Genomic DNA, 23,276 nt, shown 5'->3' on the forward strand with positions numbered 1-23,276 from the left:
GAACGACCCGCGAGTATAACGTCCCAGCCAGCCAGTACGTACCCGGGGCTGGCAATCCCTCCCTCTGTAGGAGCAGGTGTGTCCCGCGATCAAGGGCGAACCCCTTGCCCCCAAACCGGTCGCTCACCCCCTTCGCTGGCCTCGGCGCGCAGGATGCCGATCAGGATATCCGCCAGCTCCTTGACCATCGGGTCGGCCGTGGGGCGATGGAAGATCGCCGCTTCGAATACCTTGATCGGTTTGAAACCGTCCTCGACACCCAACACCCGGTGCCCCGGCGTGACCACCCGCGAGGGCAGCAGGCTCACGCCCAGACCGTTGGCCACGGCTTCCTGGATACCGGCAAGGCTGGAGCTGGTGAAACCGATGCACCAGTTGCGGCCCATCGCTTCGATGGCGCTAATCATGTCGTCGCGGTAGAGCCCGCGCGGCGGAAAGGTCACCAGGGGAATCGGGTCTTGCGCGAAGCAAGGGTACTGCGCACTGTCGACCCACTCGATGCGTTCGGGCTGGCAGGCATTGGCCTCGCGGCTGTGCCGCCGCTGCTTGACCAGCACCAGGTCGAGCTCACCGCGGTCATAGCTGCTCATCAGGTCGCGGCTCAGGCCGCCGGTGATCTCCAGCTTGACCTTCGGATGCTTGCGGTTGAAGGCCGCGAGCGCCGGGACGGTCTTGCTGGCGACGAAGTCGTCCGGCAGGCCGATGCGCACGGTAACCGTGACCCCGCCCGACATTGCCTCGCTCAGTTGGTTGCTCACCGCGAGCAGGTGGCGCGCATAGCGCAGCAGCGTTTCGCCGGCATCGGTGGGGTGCACTTCGCGGTTGCTGCGGTCGAGCAGTTGGTGCCCGACCATCTCCTCGAGCCGCCGGATCTTCTGGCTGACCGTCGACTGCGTCGAATGCAGCCGGGTGGCCGCCGTGGTGAAACTGCCGCAGTCAGCGACCATCACCACGGCCCGGAGCAGGTCGAGGTCGTAGATCGATCTATTGGATTTCACACTTTCAGTCATAAGCAGAATCTGACTTTCGAATAGATGGGCTGCTTGCATCATGCCAGAACCCGTTGCACAGGGTTACTTCACCTGGCCTATCCTTTCCACACGCTAACGTTCGGACCTGCCTCAATGTCCACGCCCGACACCACGCTACAAGGCAGCTGGCAGCACAATGCCCAGGCCTGGATCCAGGCCGTACGCAGCGGCGCCATCGAAAGCCGCCGCCAGGTCACCGACCAGGCCATCCTCCTGGCGCTGATGAGCCGCCAGCCACAGCGAGTGCTGGACCTGGGCTGTGGCGAGGGCTGGCTGCTGCGCGCCCTGGCCGAACGCGGCATCGAGGCGACAGGCGTAGATGGCGATGCGACGCTGGTCGAGGCCGCACGGGCGGCAGGCTCGAGCAACGTGTACCAGGCGACCTACGAGCAACTGATCCAGACCCAGGTCGATGTGGGCCAGGGCTATGACCTGGTGTGCGCCAACTTCGCCCTGCTGCATCAGGACATCATTCCCTTGCTGGTCACCATGCGCAATCTACTCACTCCCGGCGGCGCCCTGGTGATCCAGACGCTGCACCCATGGTCGATGGCCAACGGTGACTATCAAGATGGCTGGCGCGAAGAGACCTTCGCCGGTTTCGCCGGCCAGTGGGCACCCATGCCCTGGTACTTCCGTACCCTCTCCAGCTGGCTGAACGCCCTGGACATGGCTGGGTTGCACCTTGCCAGCCTGCAGGAGCCGCAGCATCCGCAAAGCCCGGTGCCGCAGTCGTTGCTGCTGGTGGCACGCAGCTAGGCTTGGTAACGCAGCACCTTCCCTGTTGGGCTTGCCCGCGAAACCAACACCCCGTTGTTTCCTGGCAAGGGCTTCGCCCTTGATCGCGGGACAAGTCGGACCGCCGCACCCCACAGGGGGACGAGTGTTGGCGTGCTGGTAATCCTGCTCGGGTGCATGCGGGTGCTGGGCCTGCTGCCAGGCCGACGCCCGCGCCTGCCGAGCTGATCAGCCTTCATTCTGTCGACTTTCGGTACGAGGGGTCGACATTCACGGAATAAATACCGGACATTTCAACATTTAATTTGTGGATGCCTGGCAAAGGCCCATATTCTGTCCCAGGCCTCCCCTGCGGCGCACCGGCCGGTGCGGCACACGGCACGGGGAAAGAACAACAAGTCGAGACTGTCCATGTCGAATCATTCCTACTTCGCCCCCCACGGTGGGCACCCAGCTCAAACCGAGCTGCTGACTGACCGTGCCATGTTCACCGAAGCCTATGCCGTCATCCCCAAGGGCGTGATGCGTGACATCGTCACCAGCCACCTGCCGTTCTGGGACAAGATGCGCATGTGGGTCATCGCCCGCCCGCTGACCGGCTTCGCCGAGACCTTCTCGCAGTACATCGTCGAAGTCGCCCCCGAAGGCGGCAGCGAGCGCCCTGAGCTGGACCCGAACGCCGAAGCGGTACTGTTCGTGGTCGAAGGCGAGATCGACATCACCGTCGAAGGCAAGCACCACACCCTGGTGCCTGGCGGTTATGCCTTCCTGGCCCCGGGTGCCGACTGGAGCTTGCGCAACAACAGCAAGGCCAACGTCACCTTCCACTGGCTGCGCAAGCACTACCAGAAGGTCGAAGGCCTGCCGGTTCCGGAATCCTTCGTCACCCACCGCAAGGATGCCACCGTCATCGAGATGCCGGGCACCGAAGGCCGCTGGGTCACCACCCGCTTCGTCGACATGGCCGACATGCGCCACGACATGCACGTCAACATCGTGACCTTCCAGCCGGGCGGCGTGATTCCGTTCGCTGAAACCCACGTCATGGAACACGGCCTGTACGTCCTGGAAGGCAAGGCGGTATACCGCCTGAACCAGGACTGGGTCGAGGTCGAGGCCGGCGACTTCATGTGGCTGCGCGCCTTCTGCCCGCAAGCCTGCTACTCCGGCGGCCCAGGCCCGTTCAGCTACCTGCTGTACAAGGACGTCAACCGCCACGCGCACCTGACCCTCAACCCGCAGCGTTGAGCCCAGGCTGATGTCCACGAGCCCGCCTTCATGGCGGGCTTCGTGTTTCTGGCCATACTTCAGGAACCCGCTCCGTTTCGTTCCGGCCACTGCCATGCCCCTGCCCCGCCTACTGCTTGCCTTGCTGGTCCTGCTGCCGGCCCCCGTGTCGCTGGCCGACGACTGGCACCTGGCGCAACGGCAGGACGGCGTCGATGTGTACCTGAGCCGTGTCGAAGGTTCGTCCTATAAGGCGTTTCGCGGCGTCGCGCGGATCAAGGCGAGTGTGCGCACGCTCACTGACCTGCAGGAAAACCTGCGGGTGGCCTGCAAGTGGCTGTATGCCTGCGCCGAGATGCGCTTGCTGAAGGTCGAAGGCGACAGTACCTGGGTGTACCTGGTCACCGACCTGCCCTGGCCGGCACAGCCGCGGGACATGGTGCTGCGGGTGCGTACCGAGCGCCTGGACGACGGCACCCTGGTGCGCCACCTGAGCGCGGAGCCAGGCAAGGTGCCGGCCGTGCCGGGGTTGATCCGGGTGCGGCGGTTGCGTGGCGAATGGACGATGCATCCGGTGGCCGAGAAGGAGACCGAAGTGACCTACCAACTGCAGGCCGACCCCGCCGGCGATGTACCGGGCTGGCTGGCCAACCGGTTCGTGGTGGATGCGCCGCTGGTGACGTTGCGAACGCTCAAGGCGGTGGCCGAGCGCCAGCCATGACGGCGCATTCGTGGCAGGGCGCTCCCACAGGGTGTGGTTGGCGAAGTACCGGTGGGAGATTACCCAGCCCTTCGGGCTGCGCTGTCGCGCAGAGAACAAGCGGCTAGCGCGGCCCCTTGTGGGAGCGGGCTTGTCCCGCGATTAAGGGCGCAGCCCTTGCCAGGCGACGGTGATATCCGGCCCGGCCCAATCGCGGGACAAGCCCGCTCCCACAAGGCTCGCAAAATCAAATAGTTATGCGTTGTTCTATGAGAGCCGGCTTGCCGGCGATTGGCCGGAACGGGCAACAGCATCATGAATCCTGAGCGAGCAAGGCTGGTTGAGCGCATTGGTGATTACCCACATTGGGATGCGATCTGGCTTTGAGTAAAGGGTTGTCTTCATCGCCGGCAAGCCGGCTCCCACAGGGTGTGGTTGGCGCTGCACCAGTGGGAGATAACCCATCCCTCCCGGGCTGCGCTGTCGAACTAAAGAACAAGCGGCTAGCGCCGCCTTGTCCCGCGATCAAGGGCGAAGCCCTTGCCACGCGACGGTGATATCGGGCCCGGCCCAATCGCGGGACAAGCCCCACAAGGGCCTGCACAATCAAATAGTTATGCGTTGTTCTATGAGAGCCGGCTTGCCCACAACCATAGAATCTCCCAAAAACGGTCCGTGAAACCAAAAGCACGACCACCCGTGAAATAAATTTGAACGCCATCCTCCGATAGGCTTCGAAAGATCGATACCCCACGATCCTTGCCCAAGGAGCCAGTCATGACTTTCCTGCTGCAGCCATACCTGCCATGAAGCCCTATTACCGTGCCCCCTGCGCCTGCCTGGAGCTGGATTTCGTGCGTGACACCCTGTTCGGCCCCGTGGCCCAACGCGTGGAGTGCCATGTTCAGCTCGCCGCCCTCAACCTGCAAGGTTCCCCGGCCCTGCGCCTGCACATCGACCCACCCCTGCCGGACAAGCTCGACCGTGCCCATAGCGTGGCCTTCGAGTGGGATGGCCGCAGCTATCACGGTGTGGTGCGCGACCATGCAAAGTGCGGGGACGGCGGCATGAACCTGGTGCTGGAGCTGCAATAAGCGATCAACGGCCCACAGTTCGCCTGAACCCTGGGCCCTTTGCGCTTCTCCATAACAAGAGGACACGCCTGCCCTCGAGGAGAATGCCATGAACAGTCCGTTGCTCAAGCTCTTCACCCACCCCGGTGCCGCCTGGCTGGACATCCGCCGCGCCGAGGAAGCCCATCCGCAACAGTACTTGCCACGCCTGTTGGCCCTGGCCCTGATCCCCGCGCTGTGCCTGTTCGTCGGCACCACCACCTTCGGCTGGAGCCTGGCCGCGGAGGAACGGGTACGCCTGAGCATGGGCAGCGCCGCGCAACTGGCAGGCCTGCTGTATGCCACCACCGTGGTCGGGGTGATGCTGATGGGCGTGATGATCCGCTGGATGTCTCGCGGTTTCGACACCCAGCCGACCCTGAACCAATGCATCGGCTTCGCCGCCTACTGCGCCACGCCCTGGTTCGTCGCCGGAGTGGTGGGTTTGGTGCCCATGCGCTGGCTGGCGGTGGCGGCGCTGCTGGCGGCCTCGGCCTATGCCACGGTGCTGTTGTATGGCGGTTTGCAGACCTTCCTGCGCCTGCGCAAGGAACAGGCGATGCTGTTCGCAACCTGCGCCTGGGGGGTGGGCCTGTTGCTGCTGGTGACCATCCTGGTGGCGATGATCCTGTTCTGGTTCAACGGCCTGATGCCCGAATATGTGCGCCCGGCCAGCCTCGGCTGACCGGGTCGCGACGACCGTCAGGCGATGGCCTTGAGCGCGGCTGTGTGGCCCAGGCGTTGCGCCTTGCGCAACTGGGTCACCAGCTCGTGCAGGTCCCGGCAGCTGTTCAGGCTGTCGAGGGGAATACCGCTGACCGTGAGGCAATCGTCCAGGCTCTCCCCTTGCCCCAGGCGGATGGTCAGGCTGACACCGTCCGGGCAGGTCACCTCGCAGCGGTCCGGCAGGCAGGCCTGTTCGATCAGCTGACGCATCTCTAGTAGCGAAACACCTATCAACGACATGGTTCGACCCTCTCTATACTGGATGGCCTGTTGTGTGTGAGTACGCCCTATGTTGGCGAAGTGCCAATTGATATTGCGCATGCTCAAGCGGCGGTCCATTCGCGTGAACAATGCAGCCGCGCAAATCCCTTAGCACCTTAGAGGAAGAACGCCGCAAGGCTCCGGCTGTTCGATCGGCTGTGGGCCAGAGGCGACGGGCGGTCGGGTCTTCACCGTTCGTCGTTGGAAACGAACTTTTTTCAAACTTTTGCGCCTCGGTTTGATTCCCACGGATAGGCCATGGAATGTCTTGCACCTGGCCAGCCCTCGATGCTGCGCAAGGGATGTGGATACCCGATGATCGATGCAAAACTCTTCGTGATCGACTATGAACTGCACGGCCAGCACAAGTCCTTCGTGATCCGGGCCGAGCGGATGGACAACGCCGAGGCCTGGCACTGGGCCAGTTGCGATGCGGGGGTGGCCCGTATCGGGCGATATGGGCGGGAGAAGATCAAGAAAGTCAGCAAGCCCGTGGCGGAGCGCTACGGGATCACTGAGGTGCATTGGCGCCAGTCAGGATAATGGGCTGGGTGATCTCTCACAGAGACCTGAGCGGGCTCGCCCCGCGATGGGCCGCAAAGCGGCCCCTTTACTGCCCCCCCACCATCTGCCCAAACCGCCCCGCCTGGAAATCGGCGAACGACTCGGCGATTTCTGCCTGGCTGTTCATCACGAACGGGCCATAGCCAACGATGGGCTCGTCGATCGGCTCGCCGCTGAGCAACAGCAGGCTGACTTCTTCCAACGCCTCGACCTGCACATGCTCGCCATCACGCGCCAGCAACACCAGGCTGGCCGGGCCAGCCTCACGCTCGCCATTGACCCGCACGTTACCGCGCAGTACCACCAAGGCTGCGTTGCGCCCTGCGGCGATCGGCAACTGCAGGGTGGCACCCGCTCTCAGGCGCAGGTCCCAGACGTCCATGGCGGTGAAGGTCCGCGCCGGACCTTGATGGCCCTGGTAGGCCCCGGCGATCACCCGCAGGCTACCGGCCTCACCTTCCAGCGACACCACGGGGATATCCGTGGACAACAGGGTCTGGTACCCCGCTGCCGCGCGCTTGTCACGGGCCGGCAGGTTGACCCACAGTTGCACCATCTCCAGGGTGCCGCCAGTGCGGGCGAAGGCCGGCGAGTGGAACTCCTCGTGGAGGATGCCGTTGGCGGCGGTCATCCACTGCACATCGCCAGGGCCGATCAGGCCACCGGCGCCGGTGGAGTCGCGGTGCTCCAGCTCGCCCTGGTAGACGATGGTCACGGTCTCGAAGCCCCGGTGCGGGTGCTGGCCGACCCCACGCCGCGCGGTGGTCGGGGTGAAGTCGTGCGGGCCTGCATAGTCGAGCAGCAGGAATGGGCTGATATGGCGCGCCAGGTTGTCGTAGGTGAACAGGCTACGAACCGGGAAGCCGTCCCCGACCCAATGGCCGTGGGGGCTGCGGTGGATACCCAGAATCTTTTTCATGAGAAGTCTCCTCTCTCAGATGGCTGGGTATAACACTACCTATGGAACCAATGTTGCGGTAGACGGCAAAATTGGCATTGTTCGTCTCACTAGCGGAACAATCATAGCGTGTTCGCCGTAGCAGGTTCGGCGGCTGTGAGATCTCGCAACCCGCTCTCAAGCCGTCTACTGAACGCTGATCGCCCGCAACCGCTGCCCTACCCGTGGCCCGAACACATTGATCAGCAACCCCAGCATGACCAGTATCGCGCCCCAACCCTGCACCGCACTCAAACGTTCATCGAGCAGCCAAGCCGAGGAGCTCAGGCCGACCACCGGCACCAGCAGCGAAAACGGCGCCACCTTGCCTGCCGGATGCCGCGACAGCAATGTGCTCCACAGACTGTAGCCAAGCATGGTGGCCACGAATGCCAGGTAGACCAGGGCCAGTACCGAGCTCCAACCAATGTTGGCCAGGGCATGGCCGATCCGCTCTGGCCCCTCCAGCCACCAGGACAGCGCCAGGAACGGCAGCGGCGGTATCAAACCGCCCCAGATCACCAGGGCCACCAGGTCCACCGAGCCGAACCGGCGGGTGATGATATTGCCCATGCCCCACATGGCGCCGGCGCACAGGGTCAGCAGCAGCGCCACCAGCGGCACATGGCTGCTGTTCTCGCTGCCGATCAGCACCAGCCCGCCCGCGGCCACCAGCAGGCCCAGCAGGCTGGCCAGGCGCAGGCGCTCGCCGAGAAACAGCGCGGCGAACCCGAGGGTGAAGAACGCCTGGGACTGCAGCACCAATGACGCCAGCCCTGGCGGCATGCCGCTGTACATGGCCTGGAACAGGAAGGCGAACTGGCCCAGGGAAATGGTCATGCCGTAGGCGATCAGCCAGCGCCAGGGCAGTTTCGGGCGCCTGACCAGGAGCACCGCCGGAAAGGCCACCAAGGCAAAGCGCAAGGCACCGAGCAGCATGGGCGGCAGGCCATCGAGGCCAACCTTGATGACCACGAAGTTGACGCCCCAGGCGATGATCACCACCAGGGCGATCAGCAGGTCCTTGACTGGCATTGCGGTTTCCTTCTTCAGGCTTTCTAGACATATTTCGTAACAGCATAAGGCCTTTGTTTTCCCACGGACCAGCACAGTTGGCCATCAGCCTTGCGCAACAGTCGTGCCGGCGAGGCGTCTGGTACAACGAACTGCGGCCAGACGGACCGTGTCAAGCCTCACTTGACCTTACTTGTCTATACATGCTCATATCGCACACAGCCATCCTTTCCTTGCAGATGGCTGCCCGCCCCCACAAGAACAAACAAGCGGAGTGCCCCATGCCCAGCAAACCCGTGATCGAACGGCGCTCGATCGACTACATCCCCGAAGCTGAACGCCATGGACGCGTGTACAGCCAATTCACCTTGTGGCTGGGAGCCAACCTGCAGATCACTGCGATCGTCACCGGCGCCTTGGCCGTGGTGCTCGGCGGCGATGTGTTCTGGTCGCTGCTCGGCCTGTTGCTCGGCCAACTGATCGGCGGCGCCGTCATGGCCCTGCACGCCGCCCAGGGGCCGCGCCTGGGCCTGCCGCAGATGATCTCCAGCCGGGTACAGTTCGGGGTCTACGGCGCGGCCATTCCCATGGCCCTGGTGTGCCTGATGTACCTGGGCTTCACTGCAACCGGCACGGTACTGTCCGGCCAGGCCATCGGCCAGTTGTTGAGCGTGAGCGACAGCACCGGCATCCTGATCTTCGCCGGGGTGATCGTGCTCGCCACCCTCGCCGGCTACCGGGTGATCCACTGGATCGGCCGCGTGGCCAGCGTGCTCGGCATCATCGCCTTCGTGTACCTGTTCAGCCGCATCCTGATGCTGGCCGACATCGGCCAGTTGCTCGACAACCGCCACTTCACCTGGGCCTCGTTCTTGCTCGCGGTATCGCTGGCCGCTTCTTGGCAGATCGCTTTCGGCCCCTATGTCGCCGACTATTCGCGCTACTTGCCCAGCACCACGTCACCGGTCAAGACCTTCCTCGCCGCCGGGCTGGGGTCGGTGATCGGTGCCCAGGCCTCGATGATCCTCGGCGTGTTCGCCGCCGCTATCGCCGGTGGGCAATTCTCCGGCCACGAGGTGGCGTACATCGTCGGCCTGGGAGGCGCTGGTACCACGGCCGCGCTGCTGTACTTGAGCATCGCCTTCGGCAAAGTGACCATCTCGACGCTGAACTCCTACGGCAGCTTCATGTGCATCGCCACCATCATCAGCGGGTTCCGCGGCCACCTCGAGATCAGCCGCCTGCAACGCCTGGTGTTCGTGCTCGGCATCGTCGGCGCCGCCACCCTCGTCGCCCTGCTCGGCCAGCACTCGTTCCTCAGTGCGTTCAAGTCGTTCATCCTGTTCCTGCTGACCTTCTTCGTGCCTTGGAGCGCGGTGAACCTGGTGGACTACTACTTCATCACCAAGGAGCGCTACGACATTCCGGCCCTGGCCGACCCCGAAGGCCGCTACGGGCGCTGGAACTGGCCAGGGATCATCGTCTACACCATTGGCGTGCTGGTGCAAATGCCATTCATCGATACCAAGCTGTACACCGGCCCCATGGTCGCCCACCTGGGCGGCGTCGACGTGTCCTGGCTGATCGGCCTGGTGGTGCCTAGCCTGCTGTACTATTGGGTCGCCCGTGGCCGCGCCGCACAGGCACCGGCCCATATCATCGTTCCCGACGCCCGCTGATTTCCCGCCCTCCAGGTAGCGGACGCCCGTTCGCTACCTGCGCCTGATCTCGCTCCTACCGCAAACGCCCCCGGTACCTGCCTGTGGGAACCGCCGCCCGCACACAGCATGAGCGGCAGCCTCGAGGGCAGCGATGAGCCTGTGGGAGCGGGCTTGTCCCGCGATCAAGGGCGAAGCCCTTGCTTGGCGGCGGTGATAGCGGGCCCGGCCCAATCGCGGGGCAAGCCCGCTCCCACAGGCCCTGTGTACGCTTGTTGCGGGAGGTCACCCAGCCCTTTGGGCTGCGCTGTCGAGCAAAGAACAAACGGCCAGTGCTGACCCTCTGTGGGCTTGCCCGCGATTGGGACAGCACCGGCAACCAAGCATCTCGCTCAATCGCGATAATCAGGCGCCACTCGTTCCAGCAACCGCAACAGCGCCTGCCACGCCAGGGTATTGCCATCAGGATCCGCCAGTTCACCTGCCTTCAACGGTCGCGCCGGCTCGTTGAACTGCCGCTCGGTGTGCGCACATACCGCATGCGGCGGCACGATCACCTGCCCGGCCTGCAACGCCGCCAACTGGATTTCGCAGGCCTTCTCCAGGTAGTACATGCGCAGGAAGGCCTCGGCCACGGTGCTGCCGACGGTCAACAGGCCGTGGTTGCGCAAGATCATCACCGTGTGTTGCCCCAGGTCCGCCACCAGCCGCTGCTGCTCGTCCAGGTCCAGCGCGATCCCCTCGTAGGCGTGGTAGCCGACGCGGCCGTAGAACTCCATGGCGATCTGGTTGAGCGGCAGTAGCCCGCACTCCAGCGCAGCGACTGCGCAGCCAGCACGTGTATGGGTGTGCAGCACGCATTGCGCGTCCTCGCGGGCGCCATGGATCGCACCATGAATGACGAAACCGGCCGGGTTGACCGGATAGGGCGAAGGCTCGACCGGGTTGCCCTGCAGGTCGATCTTCACCAGCTTCGAAGCGGTGATCTCATCGAACAGCAAGCCGTAGGGATTGATCAGGAAGTGGTGGTCCGGGCCAGGCAGGCGTACGGAGATATGGGTGAAGATCAGGTCGGTCATGCGAAAATGCGCGATCAGCCGGTAGCAGGCCGCCAGCTCCTGGCGCAGGGTCCGTTCGGTAGGGGTCATTGGCATTGTCCTGATGTGCGATCGATGGAGTCGCTGCGTCGCGAGAGGGGCGCACAGCGCCCCCGGATATCAAACCATCACTTGCTGGCCCAGGCGTTGAACCGCTGCTCCAGCTCTTCGCCATGGTCGACCCAGAACGCCACGTCCATGGCCAGCGCGCCCTTGAGGTTCTCCGGCGAGGTCGGCACCCAGCTGGCCAGCCCCGGGTCGAGCTTGGCCGCGGCCTGGGTGTTGGTCGGGCCATAAGGGATCTGCTCGACGTAACGCACCTGGGTATCGGGTTGGTTGGCATAGGCGATCAGCCGCCGCGCCTGATCGACATGCCGGGAACCCTTGATGATCGCCCAGTAGTCCATGCCATACAGGCTGCCCGGCCAGACCACCGCCAGCGGGCTGCCCTGCTGGGCGGCCACGGCGATGCGGCCACTGTAGGTGGACGTCATCACCACATCGCCCGCGGCCAGCCACTGGGGCGGCTGGGCGCCGGCATCCCACCACTGGATGTACGGCTTGAGCTCGGTCAGCTTGGCGAAGGCGCGCTCGACACCCGCCGGGGTGGCCAATACCTTGTACACATCCTCGACCTTGACGCCATCGGCCAGCAAGGCGAACTCCAGGTTGTACACCGCGCGTTTGCGCAGGCCGCGCTTGCCGGGGTACTTCTTCACGTCCCAGAAGTCCGCCCAGGAGGTCGGCGCCTGGGCCAGCTTGTCACGGTCGTAGGCAATCGCCACGCTCCACACCAGCGCCGCCGAACCGCAATCCTGGGCCGCATCGGGTAACAGCTGCGAGGTACCGCCCAACTGCTGCCAGTCCAGGCGCTCGTAGATACCCTCGTCGCACCCGCGCATCAGGTCCGGGCCTTCGATCTGCACCACATCCCAATCGACATTCCCGGTATCGGCCATCACCTGGATGCGGGCCATCTCGCCGTTGTATTCGCTCTGGATCAGCTGGCTGCCGTCCTGGGCACTGAAAGGCTGGAAGATCGCCACATCCTGGGCTTTCTGGCCTGCGCCACCATAGCCGACCACGACCATCTGCGGCGCCGCCTGCGCGCTACCCAGGCCTAGGGCCAACAGCAGTGCGCAAACGCCGGTCCTGCGGGGAAATGCATTCATCGCTGGTTCCTCCTGCCGGTGCCTGGCCGGTGCAGCCAAGGCCCCGCTTTCTTGTTGTTGTGAGGCGCCCCTGCATGAGGGGTCGATGGGAACGCTAGTCGCGCGCCAGTAAAAAAACAAGTTGATTTTTTACTGGAGCTACACTTTCATGGATAAAAACAACAACTCACCGGAGCTGCGCGCATGTCGACCGCCTTCGCCCACCTGTTCGAGCCGCTGCAGATCCGTGGCAAACGCCTGAAGAACCGCATCATGTCCACCGGGCATGACACTTGCCTGCCCACCGACAACCTGGTCAACGACAAGCTGGTCGCCTACCACCTCGCCCGCGCCGAGGGCGGGGCCGGCCTGATCGTGTTGCAAGTGGCCGGCGTACACGACAGCGCGCGCTATACCTCCCATGTGCTGATGGCCACCGACGATGCCTGCATCGAGGGCTACCGGCGCCTGGCAGAAGCCTGCCATGCGCACGGCACCGTGGTGCTGTCGCAGCTGTTCCACCCCGGGCGGGAGATCATGGAAACCGCCGATGGCCTGTTGGCGGTGGCCTATTCGGCCTCGGCAGTGCCCAACGAACGCTTCCGAGTGATGCCCAGGGCGTTGGACCAAGCGATGATCGATGAGATCGTCCAGGGCTATGCCGACGCGGCCCGCCGCCTGCACCAGGCCGGCCTGGATGGCGTTGAGGTGGTGGCCAGCCACGGTTACTTACCGGCGCAGTTCCTCAACCCGCGAGTCAATCGCCGTACCGACGGCTACAACGGTGACCTCGAGCAGCGCCTGCGCTTCGTGCGCGAGGTGCTGGCGGCGGTACGCGCGGCGACCGGCGAGGACTTCATCGTCGGCCTGCGCATCAGTGCCGACGAACGTGACCCCGAGGGCCTGACCGAGGACGAGTCGTTGCTGGCCGCCCAGGCCCTGCAAGGCGAGATCGACTACCTGCATATCGTCGCCGGCACCTCCGCATCGCTCGGCGGCGCCGTGCATATCGTCCCACCCATGGCCATCGAGCCGGCCTACCTGGCCCGCGAGGCCGGCACCTTCAAGGCGCGCCTGGACATCCCGCTGTTCGTCACCGGCCGCATCAACCAGCCCCAGGAGGCCGAACTGATCCTTGCCCGCGGCCAGGCCGATGTCTGCGGCATGACCCGAGCATTGATCTGCGACCCGCAGATGCCAGTCAAGACCGAGCGTGGCCAAGTCGAGGACGTGCGTGCCTGCATCGCCTGCAACCAGGCCTGCATCGGCCACTTCCACCGCGGCCTGCCGATCTCCTGCATCCAGCGCCCGGAAACTGGCCGGGAATTGCAATACGGCACGCTGCAACGCACCACCGCGCCCAAACGGGTGATGGTCGCCGGCGGTGGCCCGGCCGGCATGAAGGCCGCCGCAGTAGCGGCCGCACGCGGCCATGAGGTGACCTTGTACGAGGCCGGCCCGCAGTTGGGCGGCCAGGTGCTGTTGGCTCAACTGCTGCCCCGGCGCAGCGAATTCGGAGGCGCCAGCACCAACCTGCAACGGGAGATGGAACTGGCTGGTGTGCGCGTGGTGCGCAACACCCGGGTCGACCGCGCCCTGGTCGAACGCGAGCGCCCGGACCTGGTGATCGCCGCCACTGGAGCGACGCCCTACTGGCCTACATTCGAGCGCGACGGCCAGATGCAGGTGGTGGACGCCTGGCAGGTGCTGCGCAACCAGGCCACCCTGGGCCGTTCGGTGCTGGTGGTGGACTGGCGCAGCGACTGGATCGGCCCGGGCATCGCCGAGCGCCTGGTGCGCGAGGGGCACCAGGTGCAGCTGGCGGTCAACGGCACCCACTGCGGCGAAAGCCTGCCGCTGTACGTGCGCGACCAAATGGCCGGCGAGCTGCACCGCCTGGGCATTGCCATCACGCCGTATGCCCGCCTCTACGGCTGCGACGACAACACCGTCTACTTGCTGCACACCGCCAGCGGCGAGCCGATGATCTTCGAAGGCATCGACACCCTGGTGCTGTGCCTGGGCCACCAGCCCCAGGACACCCTGGCCGAAGAGCTGGCCGGGCTGGTCGAGGTCAGGCGCGTCGGCGACTGCCTGGCGCCCCGTACCGTCGAGGAGGCGATCCATGACGGGCTGACGGTTGCCTGGGCGCTCTGAGGCTGGTCATACTGCCGCTTTCCCGATGGATCGACGCGCAATGAGCGAGCAACCCTTGACGCCGACGCCCGCCGCCGAAGCAGGTGGCGCGGCCCCGCATTTTCTCGGCACACGCATCCGCGGCCTGCGCAAACGCCGCGGCATGACCCTGGCAGAGCTGGCCAAGCAGAGCGAACTGACCGCCGGCTACATCAGCCAGCTGGAGCGCAACCTCTCCTACCCGTCGATCCCAGCGCTGTTCAACATCGCCCGCAGCCTGGGCGTGACCATCCAGTGGTTCTTCGCCAGCGAAGCCAGCACCGCCCCTGAAGATCAAGGCTATGTGGTGCGCCGCAACAGCCGCCTGAGCGTGCATTACGAGGACGGCATCGTCGACCAGTTGCTCACGCCCCAGCCCAACCGCCAGCTGGAAATCCTCCACTCGCGCTTTCCACCTGGTACCTACAGCCAGGAGAGCTACAGCCATGAAGGCGAGGAAGCCGGGTACCTGCTGTCGGGCCGTTTCGAATTATGGGTGGGAGAGCGGTATTTCCAGCTGAACGAGGGCGACAGCTTCAGCTTCTCCAGCCAGGAACCGCACCGCTATGGCAACCCCGGGGACGAGGATGCCGTGGTGATCTGGGTGATCACGCCACCTACGTTCTAAACCCAATCGCGGGACAAGCCCACTCTCATAGAACAACGCATAACTATATGCGTCCCCTATAGAAGCCGGGTTGCCCCGTGATGGGGCCGCACAGGCGGCCTGTCTGTCATCTTCCAGTCACCGCCCTGTCGTAATCTGCGGCCCAACGTCATGCCACAGGTTCCCAGGATGCCCCGCCTCCTTGCCTTGCTCTGCTGCCTGCTGCCCCTGCTGGCCCTGGCCGAACCCCTGCAGCTGCGCATTCAGGGCTCCAACACCATCGGCGCCACCCTGGCCCCGGCCCTGGTCCTGGGTCTGCTCGAGGCCCAAGGCGCCACCGCCATCGAGCGGGCACCGGGCGATCAGGCCAACGAAACCCGGATCCGCGCCATCAACGCCCAAGGCCAGCCCCTGCTCATCGACATCGCCGCCCACGGCTCCAGCACCGGTTTCGCCGCCCTGGGCAACGCCGAGGCCGACCTGGCTGCCGCCTCGCGCCCCATCACCGACAGCGAGGCCCAGCGCCTGCAGGCGTTGGGCGACCTGCGTGACAAGGCCTCGGAGCAGGTCATCGGCCTGGATGGCGTGGCGGTGATCGTCCACCCTGGCAACCCCCTGTCGCAATTGACCATTACCCAACTGGCGCAGGTGTTTTCCGGCCAGGTACAGCGCTGGGAGCAGTTGGGCGTGGCCGGCGGCGCGATCCGCCTGTATACCCGCGATGACCGCTCCGGCACCTTCGAAACCTTCAAGGCCCTGGTGCTGGAGCCAGGCCACCACGGCCTGGCGCCCCAGGCCCAGCGTTTCGAATCCAGCGAAGCACTGGCCGAGCGGGTCAAGGCCGACCGCCAGGCCATAGGCTTCAGCACCTTGACCGCCGTGCATGGCGCCAAGGTCCTGGCCATTGCCGAGGGTGACGCCCCGGCGCTGCTGCCGACCCGTGCCCGGGTAGCCAGCGAAGACTACCCGCTGTCGCGGCGTCTGTTCTTCTACCTGCCCGCCCACCCTGCCCCGCTGGCACGGGCCCTGGCCGAGTTCACCCAGAGCCCGGCGGGCCAGGCGATCGTCGCCCGGCAGGGCTTCGTCTCTCAGCAGGTCAAGGCCCTGCCGGTTCCCGCCCAGGCGGACATGCCCGCGCGCTACCGCACCCTGGCCAGCCAGGCCCAGCGCCTGACCGTCAGCTTCCGTTTCCAGGCCGGCAGCGCCAACCTCGACAACAAGGCCCTGCGCGATGTCCAGCGGGTCGCCGACTACCTGCGCCAGACCGGCAAGCTCGAGCGCAAGGTCGTGCTGGTCGGCTTTGGCGACCCCAAGGCAACGCCCGGGCGCGCCGCCCTGCTCTCGCGCCTGCGGGCCATGGCCGTGCGCCGCGCGCTGGCCCGCCATAGCGTCGAGGTGAAGGAGGTGACTGGCCTGGGTGACGAGTTGCCGGTGGCCGACAACGATCAGCAAAAGGGACGTTTGCGAAACCAGCGGGTCGAAGTATGGGTGTATTGAAGCCTGGGCTTGCGGCGCAAAAAAATGTAACAGCCTGCCATTCGGCAGCACCGGAAAACCGGACTAGGCTCAAACCCATGTGATACCGGGCCCCTCTGACGGCTGCCGAGCCGCCATGTCGGATCACTGTTGCCATGCAACGTCGACATTCAAGGAGGGGCTCATGACGGCTCTGCACACATTCCTCACCACCCCGTTCCTCGGTACCAGCGCCTGGTTGTGGCTGGTGTTCGTCGCCATCGTCATCGCCTTGCTGGTGCTGGACCTTGGCGTGCTGCACCGCAAAGACCGGGAAATCGAAATGCGCGAAAGCCTGCTGCTCTATGCGGGCTATTTCAGCGTGGGCGTATTGTTCGGGGTGTGGGTCTGGTACGAGCTCGGTGCTCAGTCGGCGCTGGAGTTCTACACCGGGTTCCTGGTAGAGCAGTCGCTGTCGATGGACAACGTGTTCGTCATGGCGATGATCTTCGGCTTCTTCGCCATTCCCCGCCGCTACCAGCACCGGGTGCTGTTCTGGGGCATCCTCGGCGTGGTCTTCCTGCGGGCGATCATGATCGGCGTGGGCGCGGCGCTGGTGCAACACTTCGCCTGGGTACTGTATCTGTTCGGCGCCTTCCTGCTGTTCACGGGGGTGAAGATGGCCCTGTCGAAGGAGGAAAGCCACCCCGACCTTGCCAACAACCCGGTGCTGCGCTTCGTGCGCCGGCACATGCGGGTGACCGAGCAAATCCACGGCCCGCATTTCTTCGTGCGCCTCACCCCGCCCGGCCACAGCACCGCCCTGCGCCATGCCACGCCCCTGTTCCTGGCCCTGGTACTGATCGAGCTGGCGGACCTGGTGTTCGCCGTGGACAGCGTGCCGGCCATCTTCGCCATCACCCAGGATCCGTTCATCGTCTACACCTCGAACATCTTCGCCATCCTCGGGCTGCGTTCGCTGTACTTCGCCCTCGCGGCGCTGATGCATCGCTTCGTCTACCTCAAGTACGCCCTGGCGTTGGTACTGATCTTCATCGGCTGCAAGATCTTCTACCACGGCATGGTGGGCAAGGTACCGGCGTTGCTGTCGCTGGGCGTGACGTTCGGGTTGCTGCTCGGCGGGGTGTTGCTGTCGCTGTTCAAGACCCGCAGCGCTCATGACGATCAGCCAGCGCCGTCGGCACAAGGCGGCGACGCGAAGCCGCCAAGACAGTCCGATACCCAGGCGCCGCGCAAAGAAAAAACCAGCGCGCCCTGAGGCGGCCTTGGAACCCCCTTTGCGCAATAGTCGCGCATGGGGCTGCTACGCAGCCCATCGCCGGCAAGCCGGCCCCCACAGCTACGGCGGTGCTCTGGAAACAGCACAGGACAGGTGGGAGCCGGCTTGCCGGCGATGGGGCATGCGCCGACCCGCTGTCTTTGACTGACAGGCATTGGCCCTTCGGGCTGCGTTGTCGCGCCGAGGATCCCGACTGCGCAGCCACAGCAAACAAGCTCCGCGGTCGAGCAGGCAACTCACTCCCCGCCCCGCAGCATCTCCCTGGGCACATACTTGCCGATCTCGTACTTGCCGACAGCCGCCCGGTGCACTTCGTCCGGCCCATCAGCCAGGCGCAGGGTGCGCTGCATGGCGTACATGTACGCCAGCGGGAAATCGCCGCTGACCCCTGCCCCACCATGCATCTGAATCGCCCGGTCGATTACCTTCAACGCCACGTTCGGTGCCACCACCTTGATCTGCGCGATCTCGCTGCGGGCCACCTTGTTGCCGACAGTGTCCATCATGTAGGCGGCCTTGAGCGTGAGCAGCCGCGCCATGTCGATCTCCATGCGCGAATCGGCGATCTTGTCGATGTTGCCGCCCAGCCGCGCCAACGGCCGGCCGAAGGCGGTGCGCGCCACCGAGCGCTTGCACATCAGCTCCAGGGCCCGCTCGGCCATGCCGATCGAGCGCATGCAGTGGTGAATGCGGCCAGGCCCAAGCCGTCCCTGGGCGATCTCGAAACCACGGCCTTCGCCTAGGATCACATTCTCGTAAGGCACCCGCACCTGCTCGAACAGGACCTCGGCGTGGCCATGGGGCGCATCGTCATAGCCGAACACCGGCAGCGGGCGGACGATCTTCACCCCGGGGGCATCGGTGGGCACCAGGATCATGGAGTGCTGCTGGTGGCGTGGCCCGTCCGGGTTGGACAGGCCCATGAAGATCATCACCTTGCAACGTGGGTCGCAGGCACCGGAGGTCCACCACTTGCGCCCATTGATGACCCACTCGTCGCCATCACGCACCGCGGTGGCCGCCATATTGGTGGCATCCGAGGAAGCCACGTCCGGCTCGGTCATGGCGAACGCCGAGCGGATCTCGCCGCGCAGCAGCGGCTCCAGCCACTGGCGCTTCTGCGCCTCGCTGCCGTAGCGCACCAGCACTTCCATGTTGCCGGTGTCCGGTGCTGAACAATTGAACGGTTCGGGCCCCAGCAACGAACGGCCCATGATCTCAGCCAGCGGCGCATATTCCAGGTTCGACAGGCCCGCACCGTACGCCGACTCAGGCAGGAACAAGTTCCACAGCCCCTCGGCGCGGGCCTTGGCCTTGAGCTGCTCCATGATCGCGGTGGGCTGCCAGCGGTCGCCCTCGGCGACCTGGCGCTCGAACACCGGCTCGGCGGGGTAGACATGAGCGTCCATGAACGCAGTGACACGCTCGCGCAATGCCTGGACCTTGGGCGAATAGGCGAAATCCATCGGGGCTACCTTCACGGGCTGGAGAACATGGGCCTGAGCCTAGAGCAACAGCCTGCCATCCACCTAGTCTATTTTCCGCGTGTATAAACATTCATAACCAATATATGATCGCCCCATAACGCCAACAAAGAGCGCCGCCATGAACCTCAGCAAGGTCGACCTCAACCTGTTCATCGTTTTCGATGCCATCTACACCGAAGCCAACCTGACCCGCGCCGGGCAAATCGTCGGCATCACCCAGCCGGCGGTGTCCAATGCCCTGTCGCGCCTGCGCGAGACCTTCAACGACCCGCTGTTCGTGCGCACCGCCCAGGGCATGGTGCCTACGCCCATGGCCCAGAACATCATCGGCCCGGTGCGTAACGCCCTCGCCCTACTGCGCACCTCGGTGCAGGAAAGCCGCGTGTTCAACCCTCAGCAGGCCACCAAGACCTTCCGCATCAGCATGACCGACCTCACCGAGGCGGTGATCCTGCCCCCCTTGTTCCAGCGCCTGCGTCGCCTCGCCCCTGCCCTGATGATCGAAAGCTTCCTGTGCAAGCGCCGCGAGACCACCAAGGAACTGGCCGCCGGTCGCCTGGATTTCGCCGTGGACGCGCCGCTGAACACCGACCCACAGGTGCGCCACGTCAAGCTCATGCAGGACCGCTTCGTCTGCGCCTTGCGCCCGGGCCATCCCTTGGCCGAAGGCAAGCTGACCCTGGACCACTACCTGGCCATGACCCACATCCATATCTCCAGCCGCCGCAACGGCCTGGGCTACGTCGATCTGGCCCTGGGCAAGATGGGCGTGCAACGCAAGATCGCCCTGCGCTCACAGCACTACCTGATGGCCTCGCAGGTATTGCAGCAGACCGACATGGTGATGACCGTGCCTGAGCGCTTCGCCCGCCGGCACCAGTTGCGTCACCTGCCACTGCCGGTGGAAGTACCGCCGCTGGAAACCCATCTGTATTGGCACGAGAGCACCGACCAGGACCCGGCCAACCGCTGGATGCGCGAGCAGATCACCGAGCTGTGCGACCGGGTACTGGCGGAGGAAGAAGCCGCCCCCGAACCCGCTTGATCCAGCCGACGGTTGAGGTTCTTGCCATGCCAGCTGTAAAAACGTTCTGCATAATCCAAATCAAGTAGAAAATTTTTCTGCGATGGGCAACGCAAGGCATTCACAAGGCAAAAAACGTTTCCGCCGTGCTGGCTACGATGGTTCCATCGATCGCCACTTTCAGGCGACAAGCACGGATTCGCCAACATGCCCAGCGCCCCGCTCTACTTCGATTACGCCGCCACTACCCCCGTCGACGCCCGGGTCATCGAGGCCATGGTCACCTGCCTCGGGCAGGACGGCCAGTTCGGCAACCCGGCCTCCAGCGGCCACGCCTATGGCCAGGCCGCCCGCGAGCTGGTGGAGCAGGCCCGTCGCCAGGTAGCCGAACGGGTGGGCGCGGACCCGGCCGAGCTGGTCTGGACCTCTGGTGCCACCGAATCCAACAACCTGGCGCTCAAGGGCATCGCACAGGGTGCCGAGCAGCCGGGCCATCTAATCACCAGCCAGCTCGAGCACAAGGCGGTGCTCGATACCGCGACCGAACTGGAGCGCCTGGGCTGGGCGGTCACGCGCCTGGCGCCGGACAACGCCGGGCTGATCCAGCCAGAGGCGGTGCAGGCGGCATTGCGCCCCGACACCCGCCTGGTGTCGCTGATGGCGGTCAACAATGAACTGGGCACGGTCACCGACTTCGCTGCCATCGGCGAACGGGTGCGGGCCCATGGCGCGCTGCTGCATGTCGACGCCGCCCAAGCCGTGGGCAAGGTGACGATCGACCTGGCTCGCCAAGCGGTGGACCTGATGTCGTTTTCGGCGCACAAGGCCTACGGCCCCAAAGGCATCGGCGCGCTGTATGTCGGCCCTCGGGCCCGCGCGCTGCTGCACGCGCAGATGCATGGCGGTGGCCATGAGCGTGGCCTGCGCTCCGGCACCCTGGCCACCCACCAGATCGTCGGCATGGGCAGCGCCTTCGCCCTGGCCGGTGCGCCTGGCGACAGCGAGCACCAGCGTATCCAGCGGCTCAGCGAGCGCCTGCGCCAAGGGCTTCTGGCCCTGCCGGGGGTCAGCCTCAATGGCTGCGCTGAGCAACGCATTCCCCACACCTTGAACCTGTGCATCGACGCCAAGGGCTTCAACAGCGCCTCGCTGGCAAGCGAGTTGGCCGTGTCCTCGACCTCGGCCTGCAACTCGGCGGCCAACGCCGCCTCCCATGTGCTGCTGGCCCTGGGGCTGGACCAGGCGCGGGCGCGCAAGTGCGTGCGGATCAGCCTGGGGCGCTTTACCCGCGAGGACGAGGTCGACAAGGCCATCGAGGTAGTTGGCCGTGCGGTCACAGCGGCTTCGGCTGCGTTGTGGTGAGATTGGGGCAGGCCTTGAGGTGGGTGGTGGTTGCGAGACCGAGCGCCGCGCGGGCGGCGCTCGGTCTCACAGGCACCAAAGCCAGTATGCCGAACGCCTTGAACTCTTCCGCCCTCCAGTGGCTCAACTGCCATGCGCACACTCGCCAGCAGACAGGAGCCCCTGGTGCCCCACCTCCAGACCGGACGCACCTACCATACCGATATCCCCGCCCGCCTCGACCGCCTGCCCTGGACCCGCTTCCACACCTTGCTGGTCCTGGCCCTTGGCATCACCTGGCTGCTCGATGGCCTGGAGGTGACCCTGGCAGGCTCGGTGTCCGGCGCGCTCAAGGACAGCCCGGCGCTGCAGATGAGCAACACCGAAATCGGCCTGGCCGGTGCCAGCTACATCGCCGGCGCGGTGCTCGGTGCCCTGCTCTTCGGCTGGCTGACCGACCGCCTGGGCCGGCGCAGGCTGTTCTTCGTCACCCTGTTCCTGTACATAGGCGCCACGGCGGCGACGGCGTTTTCATGGAACCTGTGGAGCTTCCTGCTATTTCGCTTTCTCACCGGCGCCGGCATTGGCGGCGAATACACCGCGATCAATTCGACCCTCCAGGAATTCACCCCGGCCCGCTGTCGCGGCTGGGTGGACCTGACCATCAACGGCACCTTCTGGCTGGGCGCCGCCCTTGGCGCGGTGGGATCGGTGGTTTTGCTCGACCCGGCGCTGGTGGGCGGCGAGCTGGGCTGGCGCCTGTGCTTCGGCATCGGTGCGGTGCTGGGCCTGGCGATCCTGCTGATGCGCCTGTGGATCCCGGAGAGCCCACGCTGGCTGCTGATCCATAACCAGCCGGAACAGGCCGAACGTATCGTCGCCGCCATCGAGCGCCAGTACCGCCTGCGGGGCATCGCACTGCCCGCCGTCGATGGCCCACCCATACGCCTGCATGCCCGCGGCCATACACCGCTGGGCGAGGTGTGGCGCTGCCTGTTCGGCATTCATCGGCGCCGTGCGCTGGTCGGCCTGACCCTGCTCAGCGCCCAGGCGTTCTTCTACAACGCCATCTTCTTCACCTATGCGCTGGTGCTCACCGACTTCTATGGGGTCCCATCCGAGCGCATCGGCTGGTACGTGCTGCCCTTCGCCCTGGGCAATTTCTGCGGGCCTTTGCTGCTGGGCAGGCTGTTCGATGTGTGGGGGCGGCGGCTGATGATCAGTGCCACATACCTGGTGTCCGGCGTGCTTCTGGGCATCAGCGGGTACCTGTTCCAGCAACAGCTGCTCGACGTCACCCAGCAGACGCTGGCCTGGATGGTGATCTTTTTCTTCGCCTCTGCCGCGGCAAGTTCCGCCTACCTGACCGTGGCCGAAACCTTCCCGCTGGAGATCCGCGCCCTGGCCATCGCGGTGTTCTACGCCTTCGGCACGGGCTTGGGCGGGCTGGTCGGGCCGACGTTGTTCGGTGCTCTGATCGAGACGGGTGAACGCACGAACGTGCTGTATGGCTACCTGATCGGTGCCGGCTTGATGGTCCTGGCCGCACTGGTGCAGGCACGATGGGGGACGGCGGCGGAGCGCAAGTCGCTGGAACATGTGGCGCGCCCGCTGTCCCAGGCGCAGGAAGAGTAACCGGCCAGGTGCAACGGCAACTGGCCGGTCTTCATG

Annotated in this window: 21 protein-coding genes; 14 read left to right on the top strand and 7 right to left on the bottom strand. The window is 65.2% G+C overall.

The genetic code is table 11. From position 1 onward, the window contains the following. Nucleotides 1–89: 89 nt before the first annotated feature. Nucleotides 90–1,010: a LysR family transcriptional regulator gene (locus ACNFG0_RS13525; RefSeq protein WP_416765197.1), complete on the bottom strand. Its 921-nt coding sequence runs from the start codon at nt 1,008–1,010 to the stop codon at nt 90–92. Nucleotides 1,011–1,124: 114 nt separating this feature from the next. Here ACNFG0_RS13525 and ACNFG0_RS13530 point away from each other — a divergent pair, with 114 nt between their 5' ends. From ACNFG0_RS13530 to ACNFG0_RS13550, 5 genes are all read left to right on the top strand, one after another. Beyond that, the gene (locus tag ACNFG0_RS13530; protein WP_416765198.1) at nt 1,125–1,790 is read left to right on the top strand and encodes a class I SAM-dependent methyltransferase; all 666 of its coding nucleotides are present in this window, start codon (nt 1,125–1,127) and stop codon (nt 1,788–1,790) included. A gap of 390 nt (nt 1,791–2,180) precedes the next feature. Continuing rightward, entirely contained in the window at nt 2,181–3,017 is an 837-nt protein-coding gene (locus tag ACNFG0_RS13535; protein WP_084857535.1) for a bifunctional allantoicase/(S)-ureidoglycine aminohydrolase, read from the top strand. Nucleotides 3,018–3,117: 100 nt separating this feature from the next. After that, on the top strand, nt 3,118–3,717 hold the full coding sequence (locus ACNFG0_RS13540) for an START domain-containing protein (protein WP_416765242.1): 600 nt from the start codon (nt 3,118–3,120) through the stop codon (nt 3,715–3,717). 785 nt (nt 3,718–4,502) lie between these two features. Beyond that, on the top strand, nt 4,503–4,790 hold the full coding sequence (locus ACNFG0_RS13545; protein ID WP_084857532.1) for a hypothetical protein: 288 nt from the start codon (nt 4,503–4,505) through the stop codon (nt 4,788–4,790). An 88-nt stretch (nt 4,791–4,878) separates the two neighbouring features. Beyond that, the gene (locus ACNFG0_RS13550; RefSeq protein WP_416765200.1) at nt 4,879–5,493 is read left to right on the top strand and encodes a Yip1 family protein; all 615 of its coding nucleotides are present in this window, start codon (nt 4,879–4,881) and stop codon (nt 5,491–5,493) included. 17 nt (nt 5,494–5,510) lie between these two features. Here the strand turns inward: ACNFG0_RS13550 and ACNFG0_RS13555 are convergent, their stop codons facing one another. Further along, nucleotides 5,511–5,774, bottom strand: a complete 264-nt coding sequence (locus tag ACNFG0_RS13555; protein ID WP_196145300.1) for a DUF1652 domain-containing protein — start codon at nt 5,772–5,774, stop codon at nt 5,511–5,513. Between the two features lie 336 nt (nt 5,775–6,110). Here ACNFG0_RS13555 and ACNFG0_RS13560 point away from each other — a divergent pair, with 336 nt between their 5' ends. Further along, a complete protein-coding gene (locus tag ACNFG0_RS13560; RefSeq protein WP_084857528.1) occupies nt 6,111–6,338 on the top strand; it encodes a DUF6555 family protein in 228 nt (75 codons plus the stop codon). 67 nt (nt 6,339–6,405) lie between these two features. On the opposite strand, the gene ACNFG0_RS13565 is transcribed toward ACNFG0_RS13560, so the two are convergent. Beyond that, nucleotides 6,406–7,278 (bottom strand): pirin family protein, encoded by an 873-nt coding sequence (locus ACNFG0_RS13565; RefSeq protein ID WP_416765202.1) that lies wholly within the window; start codon nt 7,276–7,278, stop codon nt 6,406–6,408. A gap of 165 nt (nt 7,279–7,443) precedes the next feature. Further along, the gene (locus tag ACNFG0_RS13570; protein WP_416765203.1) at nt 7,444–8,331 is read right to left on the bottom strand and encodes an EamA family transporter; all 888 of its coding nucleotides are present in this window, start codon (nt 8,329–8,331) and stop codon (nt 7,444–7,446) included. Nucleotides 8,332–8,591: 260 nt separating this feature from the next. Here ACNFG0_RS13570 and ACNFG0_RS13575 point away from each other — a divergent pair, with 260 nt between their 5' ends. Beyond that, a complete protein-coding gene (locus tag ACNFG0_RS13575; protein WP_416765204.1) occupies nt 8,592–9,989 on the top strand; it encodes a purine-cytosine permease family protein in 1,398 nt (465 codons plus the stop codon). A 371-nt stretch (nt 9,990–10,360) separates the two neighbouring features. Here ACNFG0_RS13575 and ACNFG0_RS13580 read toward each other — a convergent pair whose 3' ends face one another. Continuing rightward, nucleotides 10,361–11,122 (bottom strand): class II aldolase/adducin family protein, encoded by a 762-nt coding sequence (locus ACNFG0_RS13580; RefSeq protein ID WP_268867022.1) that lies wholly within the window; start codon nt 11,120–11,122, stop codon nt 10,361–10,363. A 71-nt stretch (nt 11,123–11,193) separates the two neighbouring features. After that, nucleotides 11,194–12,237 (bottom strand): ABC transporter substrate-binding protein, encoded by a 1,044-nt coding sequence (locus ACNFG0_RS13585; RefSeq protein WP_196146452.1) that lies wholly within the window; start codon nt 12,235–12,237, stop codon nt 11,194–11,196. 183 nt (nt 12,238–12,420) lie between these two features. Here ACNFG0_RS13585 and ACNFG0_RS13590 point away from each other — a divergent pair, with 183 nt between their 5' ends. The 4 genes from ACNFG0_RS13590 (at nt 12,421) to ACNFG0_RS13605 (ending at nt 17,732) form a co-directional block, all read left to right on the top strand. Continuing rightward, nucleotides 12,421–14,373, top strand: coding sequence for an FAD-dependent oxidoreductase (locus ACNFG0_RS13590; protein ID WP_196156036.1), 1,953 nt, complete (start codon nt 12,421–12,423; stop codon nt 14,371–14,373). A gap of 40 nt (nt 14,374–14,413) precedes the next feature. Further along, nucleotides 14,414–15,019 (top strand): cupin domain-containing protein, encoded by a 606-nt coding sequence (locus ACNFG0_RS13595; RefSeq protein WP_196146454.1) that lies wholly within the window; start codon nt 14,414–14,416, stop codon nt 15,017–15,019. Nucleotides 15,020–15,187: 168 nt separating this feature from the next. Further along, the gene (locus ACNFG0_RS13600; protein WP_416765206.1) at nt 15,188–16,495 is read left to right on the top strand and encodes a substrate-binding domain-containing protein; all 1,308 of its coding nucleotides are present in this window, start codon (nt 15,188–15,190) and stop codon (nt 16,493–16,495) included. Between the two features lie 163 nt (nt 16,496–16,658). Beyond that, the gene (locus ACNFG0_RS13605; RefSeq protein ID WP_416765207.1) at nt 16,659–17,732 is read left to right on the top strand and encodes a TerC family protein; all 1,074 of its coding nucleotides are present in this window, start codon (nt 16,659–16,661) and stop codon (nt 17,730–17,732) included. A gap of 257 nt (nt 17,733–17,989) precedes the next feature. On the opposite strand, the gene ACNFG0_RS13610 is transcribed toward ACNFG0_RS13605, so the two are convergent. Beyond that, nucleotides 17,990–19,219: an acyl-CoA dehydrogenase gene (locus tag ACNFG0_RS13610; protein ID WP_196167129.1), complete on the bottom strand. Its 1,230-nt coding sequence runs from the start codon at nt 19,217–19,219 to the stop codon at nt 17,990–17,992. A gap of 139 nt (nt 19,220–19,358) precedes the next feature. Between ACNFG0_RS13610 and ACNFG0_RS13615 the strand changes: the two genes are divergently transcribed. From ACNFG0_RS13615 to ACNFG0_RS13625, 3 genes are all read left to right on the top strand, one after another. Continuing rightward, the gene (locus tag ACNFG0_RS13615) at nt 19,359–20,285 is read left to right on the top strand and encodes a LysR family transcriptional regulator (protein WP_196146457.1); all 927 of its coding nucleotides are present in this window, start codon (nt 19,359–19,361) and stop codon (nt 20,283–20,285) included. Nucleotides 20,286–20,471: 186 nt separating this feature from the next. Next, entirely contained in the window at nt 20,472–21,626 is a 1,155-nt protein-coding gene (locus tag ACNFG0_RS13620) for an aminotransferase class V-fold PLP-dependent enzyme (protein ID WP_416765210.1), read from the top strand. A gap of 165 nt (nt 21,627–21,791) precedes the next feature. Beyond that, entirely contained in the window at nt 21,792–23,240 is a 1,449-nt protein-coding gene (locus tag ACNFG0_RS13625) for an MFS transporter (protein WP_416765211.1), read from the top strand. Nucleotides 23,241–23,276: the final 36 nt, after the last annotated feature.

The organism is Pseudomonas sp. NY15372, from assembly GCF_048068215.1.
Classification (GTDB): Bacteria; Pseudomonadota; Gammaproteobacteria; order Pseudomonadales; family Pseudomonadaceae; genus Aquipseudomonas; species Aquipseudomonas guariconensis_A.